Raw genomic sequence first — 8,093 nt, forward strand, 5'->3', positions numbered from 1 at the left:
TGTGAGATTCGATGTTTCTGTCGTATAGAAAGGTTCTAATAGACAGTTTTACTATGAGATTCGATGATTTTGTCCAATAGAAAGGTTCTAATAGACAGTTTTACTATGAGATTCGATGATTTTGTCCAATAGAAAGGTTCTATTGGGCAGACTAACAAAGAATCTTATTGACGACCGCAACGGGAAATCATGCAGAGCTGTCAGAAGTTATTTGTGATTTACAATTCTCACCAAGGTGAATCGTCTGTGTTACTGTTCTCCAATCTTCACCATCCGTTACGTCAAATACAAAATTTCTTGGAATATCACTTCCGGTTAAAAACAATTGTGGTTCTTGCCTATATTTTGTTTGTAACTTTTGGTTCACCTGATACGCATTGATATCTTCAACGGAAAGTAACGATTCATTTTCCCAGTTTTTCAATATCCCGACGACATAGCTCAGCTTTCGCTTGTTATTTGCACAAGCAATAATCATCGCTTTTAAAATCATTTCTTTCGGCTGTAAAAAACTTGAATGATCCAACCAAGATAACAGCTGCTTTTTCGCATGTACGTTCTCAAAACCAAATCCATTAGCATCCCAAAACTCGATAATTTCATTGACATCCTGTTGATGATTCTCTAAACGAATATCTATGTCTGGATTTCCCTCTCTGTCCGGAGAATCTTGTTGTTGGTGGTTTTCTTTTCCACTAAGCAAATAACTAGTAACAATTACATCGGCAAGTTCTCCAATTCCAGAGTCTTCATATGTATTGTATTCATCTTGATTCATATCTTCCTTTACAATTAACTTCCTTTCTTGCTTACAAAAAGATTCATATAAACTACGAATTTCCTGTTTCTGAATTCTCACTGAAACATAATGAATAAGTGAAGTATCTTCAACTTCCTTTAGTTCAGAATAAATACAATCCATGACTGGTCTTCCTGCTTTATGCAGATTGTTTTTACCCCAGTTTTTAATGGCGAGTTCCCTCGTCTCTGGATTGTAACGGATCAGCTTGTGATGAGTGATGAATCGTTCCATTAAAGAATGAACCCCCTCTATCGAATAGCCCAAATCAAAAGCAATTTGTTTTTTTGTAATCTTATAGATTCCAATTTGAGTGGTATTTGGATTTGTAAGAAGATAAAGATAAAAAAATTTGTCCTCTGGTGTCATCTCTTCCAGAACAATCGGGTTCTTCCAAAAATCAGTACGTACCATTCTATACTTTGTCATCTTCCATCCCAAACCTTTCTGCAAATAAAATTGATCACATAGACCTATATATAGAAAATAAAAGAAAACGGATAGGTTGGTTTTCAAGTAGATGCGAATTATTATTGAATAGAAAACAACAAGGTTTCTAAGACCTCTATTTTAAAATCTGGAGACCTTGTAAAATAAAGATAAGATAATTTTCACTGATTTGGAATTTCCTCTATACTTGGCTAAAGAACTTGTTGTTGTTTTTGTTTTTCTTTTTCTTTTTTTTATTCTTTTTCTTTTTGTCCACGTATCGTAAAACGTCCATGAACGTACCGAAAATAAAAACAGACTAATTCATATAATATGAGTTAGTCTGTCCTTAAGATTCCCTGATTACCAATTTGCTTATTACACAACTTAAATCAATAGAAAAAGAGCAACCGGAAGTCCTCACTTCCAAATTGCCCTTAAAAAGAGTTAGATGTAAAGCCAACTATTTTACAATAACTATTAAAAACCTCCCAGAAAATTCAAAACACCAGTTATGATAGCCATATCAATTTATTTAACTGTGAACCTTTCATTACTGATTGTTTGGATTTTTACTACTGTTGTTGGATCTTTAAGGCCTTTGATGTCTCTTCGTCAGCTTCACAGCATCCTCTTCACTTCCGAATATTACATTATCAAACTCTATAAACGATTTCTTTTTTTATATCTATTATTTCCATACCTGCTGGCAATTCATAATTTAGATTAATTTTTCCCGCTTCACTATTTCTCCTCCAAGAAACTTTTACCATTCCTTTTGGTGTGATGACCTCACCCTCTGCCCATTCAAAGTGACCTACCATAGGTGATATTTCTATTCTACTAAATCCAGACTCTACAGGTCTTATTCCAAGTACGACTGCTGGGATTTCATAAAGAATGAGCGCACCCCAGGCATGGCAGTCACTTCGTTGGTTGACATGATCTTCCACACAAGTAGTGAGATTATTCTCGACCATTGCACGTCATAAATCCCATAGGCCATTGGTTCTTTCGTACATTCCTGCTTTTTCTATCGCTCGGAAAAAATAAAACGACATAGCTACAGAGCATTTGGTATAAGATTCATCATCTAGAACCGTGCTTAAAAGACAAGCCTCCGCTCTTTATCAATGGTGTCTATTAAAATCGCAAATACTTGACAGTGCCGGCTATACTCATCTACACCTGGACCATCCTGATATAATCCATTTGTACTTGCAGCACCTGTAATAATGGAAACTTTGTTTGCTAAACGTCCCATCAAGCATCCTCCATATTTTTGATTAGTAACTTTCATAGAGTGCAAACTTATCCCCTATTAAAAAGCAACAGGTAAAGAGGTTAATCCCTGTGAGGCAAGCTTGAATTGCCAGCTAACGTTCTCCCGAGGGATCCTTAGATGAAGATTTGGCATTCTCTTAAGCAGGGTAGTAAACGCAATGTCCCCTTCAATCCGTGCGAGAGGTGCCCCTAAACACATATGAATGCCATGGCCAAAGGCAAGATGCCGTTTGATTTTGCGTGTAATATCAAGTTCCTCTGAATGTGAAAACTGAAGTTCGTCTCGATTGGCTGATTTCATTAAAGGGAGAATGACATCTCCTTTTTTGATTTGCTGCCCGCCAAGCTCGGTATCTTCTAGAGCATAACGCGGTCCAGCAATCGTGGATGGACCATTAAATCGCAGCAGCTCTTCAACTGCGGAAGGAACCAAACTATGATCGGACTTAAGCAACTCCCATTGTTCTGGATGATCAAAGAGTATTAAAGTACCAGTGGAGATCAGGGTCGAGGTCGTTTCGTGTCCAGCAAAGATTAATAGCTGTATCATCGAGATCAATTCCGATTCGTTCAGCCGATCTCCCTCCTCCTCAATGGCCACTAATTGGCTGATTAAATCATCACCAGGATATTGACGTTTTTCGACGACAAGCTGCTTAATGTAATCGCCGAAATCTTGCAGGCCTTTGGTAACCTCCGGATCCAACCTTCCCAAACCAAGACCATTAGCTATTTTCTCAGACCACTCATGTATCTTTGAACGATCAGATTTTGGCACACCGATCATTTCAGAAATAAGGTTGATCGGTAATGGATTGGCATAGTCTTTGACTAGATCCATCTCCCCTTTTGCTTGGACCTGATCGAGTAATTCGTCTGCAACCTCTTGTACTCGCGGGCGTAAGCTTTCCATATATTTTGGCGTGAAAGCTTTGGACACCAAGGTACGTAGTCGTTTATGATCAGGCTCATCGATTGCATTTAAGGAATTGGACAGGAAAAGAGGAGGACCAGATTCCTCTGGATTCCCGATTAAGGATTGCTGAACGTGATTGTTATCTGCAAGTTTTCGACTGTCAACCGTATAGCGTGCATGATCCTTCAGCACCTGCATGACCGCTTCCATCCGTGTAACCAACCAAACTTGGTTATCCGCTCCCCCCATTGGCAATTGAATAGGAAACACAGAGCCCATTTCCCGCAATTGAGCAAATAATGGAAACGGTTCTTCAGTGTTGTGACCACCTAGTAGGCCGAGTACTCTTGCTTGAATGATTTGTTCCGAATTTTTCATTTTGAACTTCCTTTCTCATCTTTAATTTTTTTTAGGCTTTGAATTAACTTAACCTATCTCTATTGCAGTTTTTATTATTGAAAACTCTTACCTTTTTATTTTATAAAACATGAAAATATTAGAAATCGGCCTTTTGGGCATGTTTGGATGTACGCTCAGGCAGATTTTTTTATTTATTGTTTTTGATCCTACTAACCTTTATAAAAAGAAAATCCCTGATATCATCACTCCTATTGGATTAATGGTATCATGGATCCTTCATTGTTAGTTATTAGTACTCAAAAGTGCTTAATGCGCCTAGTGAACCTCAACACGAACCCGGTCCAGATTCTGAACCCTTGCGAAAGGCGTGTTTGGGTCCCCTTCACGATGGGAGGTCACCCTTATAGAAGGGAAGTAGGTACCTGGCGAGATGTAGGTGAAAGTAGTCTTCACCTCTGCCACAGATTCAAGATTTCCTATAGGGGTTGCCGTAAAATCGCCCGTACCGAGGAAGTCCCATTCAGTGCACACAATCTTACAAGCCATTGATGGAACCTGGATTTCAGCTTCAAAGTTGACTGTTTGACCGCAAGGGATATCGATCCGTGTGAGCCCTTTTGCTTTCAGGTCAACTACAGGCTGAATACCTTGGCGCTCTTCAGCATTCTTAGGTACTTTAATCTGGCCGTCAACCATTTCGTAAATGGTCGATTTTGGAGGTTCAACTCCCCTCTCTGCCCAGGCACTCACGTCCCTAAGTGCCTGCTGAAGAATCCCGTCGTACTGCACGAGACGAGGGGTGCGGGGACCGATATGATCCGCGTTGTCGTTATACCAAAGCCGGAAATTATCGTAGTAACACTCTCCTAGGGACTCCTTCACCCTTGCCCTATACCAGTCTCCATGCCATGGATAAGCATCGTTATCAATCAGGTTAGTAACCATAATAACCTTGCCTTGAATCATGCCAGTGTGCGTGCCGCTACCCGTCACACCAAGCGATATCATTGGTCCAATCTCTATTGGCCGTTGAGGGTACAATGGCGTTCCGTCGAACCCTCTAAGATGATTCCAGGCATCGTAACCCTGCCGCTGTGGTACCTGATGACGATGGTACGGGAGCAAGGCGAGGAACCACCGATTGTCGATCTTCAGTTTGGTGCCTTCATCGATCACATTCAGCACACTCTCAGGGGCTTCACTTCCAATAGTGAAAACCTTCGTGACCAGGTCCAGTGAACCCGCAAGAGTTTCGACCATTGGCGTACCTTCGGCTGCATAGAGAGTGTATTCGAGCCCGGTTGTTGTCAGGTCAGCAGGCACGCTATTAAGAACTAGACTAATTGGTTCATTCTGTTCGTTTCGGTTGACCTTGATGATAGTAGCATAGTGGTCAATCTTGGCTTTACGGAAAAGTTCACCGAGAGCTGATTGCTCCGTGCCCAGGTAACCAGACTTACTCCAAAAGTCATTCACATAGTTAGGATCAGTGCTGCGAACTACTCCACCAAAACCAAGGAGACCTTGAGGGTCGTTCAAACCGAGCAAATAAGTGTAATCTTCCCATGCTTGAAGTGGAACGCCCAGTTTTGTCACCTCGTCTAGCACCGCCCGTTCTGCCTCATTGAGCCCTATGTACGGATCTCCACGGCCTCCTGGACTCACCGCGTTTGCTATCTGCTGTGCCTTCTCCTCTAACACGAAGCGTGCAAAGGCCCGGGCAAAGAAGTTATTCGGGATGGAGGTTGGTACGCCTGGAATGAATGGCACAGCGCCGTCCCATACCCCGGTGGTGTTCTCAATGGCACCTATGGTCTGAAAGGAGCCACCGCTGCCGCCATAGATATAGCCATAAATCCGTTCGGAAGAGCCATAATAGCTCGCAGCAACCGTCCTAGAAAACTTGGCCGCAGCTGCGTCTACCCGATAACCACTCCCGCCGTTCGTCTGCACCGTGTATGCCCCGCTGTCCGCACCGAAGCTTAATGTTTCATCGGTCGCGTTCTCGTCTATGAGCGGGTACACCAAATGAAAAAATCGTCCCTTCCACTGACTCTTCAATGGAAAGTAGAAGTTGAACCTCTTATCAGTTCCCTCAAAGTGACCCGATACCTTGTGGTGAGGTACCGGAGTGGTGTGATCGGATTCGCTGTCGATGACCGGACGGTTGTATAGCGGGTCCTCACAATCAGCGGTGATCCACATAGGTCCTTCTTCGGCTGTTAATGAATTTGATTTCTTAGAAGCAGTCATAATTACACTCCCATTATTTTGGTTTTCTAAAAACTATTAAAAATACAATTCATGTTTATACATAGAAAGTTAGTAAAAGCTTTTTTGATGCTTTTTTGCCCTTTTATTTTGTTAGTCCCATTTGATTACGTCTTTCCTCATTTTCCTTACGAATCTGTGGAACGAGTTTATCCAGTTTGTAGAATTTTAATGTAAGGGCTACCAAAATATAAAGTACCAGTGGGATAATACTGAATAACATGCGAATCATAAAATCCGCTGACTCGGGCTGTGTTGCCGCATTCCCGGTATATCCTGACATGCTAAGCAAGACACCCATTACACCTGAACCGATCGCTGCCCCTATTTTACTAGTAAAGCCTGTTACACTTCCAAGAGTACCTTCCGCACGAGGTCTCCCTTGCCACTCGTTATAGTCCGCACAATCGATAATCATCAAAGCACTTAACATAGCGATTGGGACTGTACCAGCTCCAGTTAATATGCCGCCAAGGGCCAAAAGGGGGAAGTTATCCACTGCAATAAAATTAACTACATAACCTAAGATGGTGATGAAAATACCTGCAATAATCAGCTTTGTCGTAGAGAATTTCCTGATAATCATTGGAAACAAAAACACTAATGGTAAAATTACTACTTGGGTCAGGGCAAGAGGACCCATCAGCCCGACATTTTTTACAATATAGGTGAAGTAATATACACCAACTCCCATATTCGTAACAAAGTTAAATACGAATAACATGATGGCAATCGTATAAATATAACGATTGGTTTTTAATACAGACATTAATTCCTTGAAATTTACCTTTTCACCAGAAACCGTATCGACATTGTTCGTTTCCTTGATGAAAAAGAAGCGTAATAATCCAATTAATAAAAAGGGAACCGCATAGATGGCAATCAAAGTCTTCCATCCTCCTGGAGAGGTAGCCATTTTAGCCATCAACATTGGAAAACTAACATTAATCGCAATTGCGCCCAGAAAAACAATAATAGATCCATAAGAACTTATGGCAATATAATGCTCTTGCTTTGAAAAGGCACGTACCATATAAACCGTATTGCTTGCATTTAGGAGAGTTGAGAAAATGGAATCAACAAAAATAAACATCGAAAATACCCAAACTGCTTTTGCAGCCATACTGAATTCAGGAGGACAAGCAAACATCAGCCATGTACATAGCCACACCCCGATAATACTCAACTCATACGGTCGGGCACGCCCAATTTTTGTATTGGTTCTATCCACAATGACACCCGCTAATAAATTGGTAATACCATCTAATAGTTTAGTAGCCATTAACAGTGTTCCTACTAAAGCAGCCGGTATTTTTAGTGTATCAGTACAATAAATCGATAGAAATCCTAAAATTAGCACATTGCCCGATATTGATAGTGCGCGGCTTTGCCAGGCAAACATTCTCCAAGCCCCAACTTTGTCCTTGGATGCTTTTTTCAAGGGTGCTTGTTCTACTAGTACTTCTGCTTCCATTGGATAACCTCCATATGAATAAATTTTTTTCTCCCTTTTAATAAAAATACGGTCCCCCTTGAATTTGTTAGATTAAGATAATAGCGTTTTTTTATTTACCAAAGACCTTAAAAGATTAAATATTTCCTAGTTCGATAGTTTCACCTCCTTTCATGTAAAGGTTTTCATTTGTTTTTTTTGAAAATTAAATCTTTTTATTATTTTTTCATATGAACACTTTTCTTGTATTTCAATTTTTCTACTTATTTTATAAAATTTCTACAATATTTAATGGGGGTGTTGTGAATCGCCATATCGTTAAAAATAAAAGGGGGATTTCCCCTGAAAAGGAGATAATCCCTTCTGCCGTCATTTGTTCTTAGCCGCAATAACCCCTATCCCTTCTTTTCCTGGTAAATTAACCCTTACCTTTCCTTTTGCTCTCTCAAGCACTGTTTCACGCGTCATTTCCCAAATATCTATTACTTCGATTGAATACTCTTCACCGTTTTCAGGCAGCTCAATTTCAGTGAAGCAACGACATTCCCTTCCCAAATATTTGATCATGTATTTGTCATCAT

At 40.6% G+C, this 8,093-nt stretch carries 7 protein-coding genes; all 7 read right to left on the minus strand.

The window, feature by feature from the left end:
- Window positions 1-187: 187 nt before the first annotated feature.
- On the minus strand, window positions 188-1,228 hold the full coding sequence (locus tag V7077_RS26225; RefSeq protein WP_335507440.1) for a DnaD domain-containing protein: 1,041 nt from the start codon (window positions 1,226-1,228) through the stop codon (window positions 188-190).
- Between the two features lie 656 nt (window positions 1,229-1,884).
- Window positions 1,885-2,208: an alpha-L-rhamnosidase C-terminal domain-containing protein gene (locus tag V7077_RS26230; protein WP_335507442.1), complete on the minus strand. Its 324-nt coding sequence runs from the start codon at window positions 2,206-2,208 to the stop codon at window positions 1,885-1,887.
- Between the two features lie 125 nt (window positions 2,209-2,333).
- A complete protein-coding gene (locus V7077_RS26235; protein WP_335507444.1) occupies window positions 2,334-2,492 on the minus strand; it encodes a hypothetical protein in 159 nt (52 codons plus the stop codon).
- A gap of 57 nt (window positions 2,493-2,549) precedes the next feature.
- Window positions 2,550-3,806 (minus strand): cytochrome P450 family protein, encoded by a 1,257-nt coding sequence (locus V7077_RS26240; protein WP_335507447.1) that lies wholly within the window; start codon window positions 3,804-3,806, stop codon window positions 2,550-2,552.
- Window positions 3,807-4,103: 297 nt separating this feature from the next.
- Entirely contained in the window at window positions 4,104-6,041 is a 1,938-nt protein-coding gene (locus V7077_RS26245; RefSeq protein ID WP_335507449.1) for a Tat pathway signal sequence domain protein, read from the minus strand.
- A 103-nt stretch (window positions 6,042-6,144) separates the two neighbouring features.
- The gene (locus tag V7077_RS26250; protein ID WP_335507451.1) at window positions 6,145-7,533 is read right to left on the minus strand and encodes an MFS transporter; all 1,389 of its coding nucleotides are present in this window, start codon (window positions 7,531-7,533) and stop codon (window positions 6,145-6,147) included.
- A 348-nt stretch (window positions 7,534-7,881) separates the two neighbouring features.
- Window positions 7,882-8,093, minus strand: a 212-nt coding sequence (locus V7077_RS26255) for a DUF5605 domain-containing protein (RefSeq protein ID WP_335507453.1), incomplete at its 5' end; no start/stop codon positions are given.

Origin of the sequence: Neobacillus vireti (assembly GCF_036962465.1) — a bacterium.
Classification (GTDB): domain Bacteria; phylum Bacillota; class Bacilli; order Bacillales; family Cytobacillaceae; genus Neobacillus; species Neobacillus vireti_B.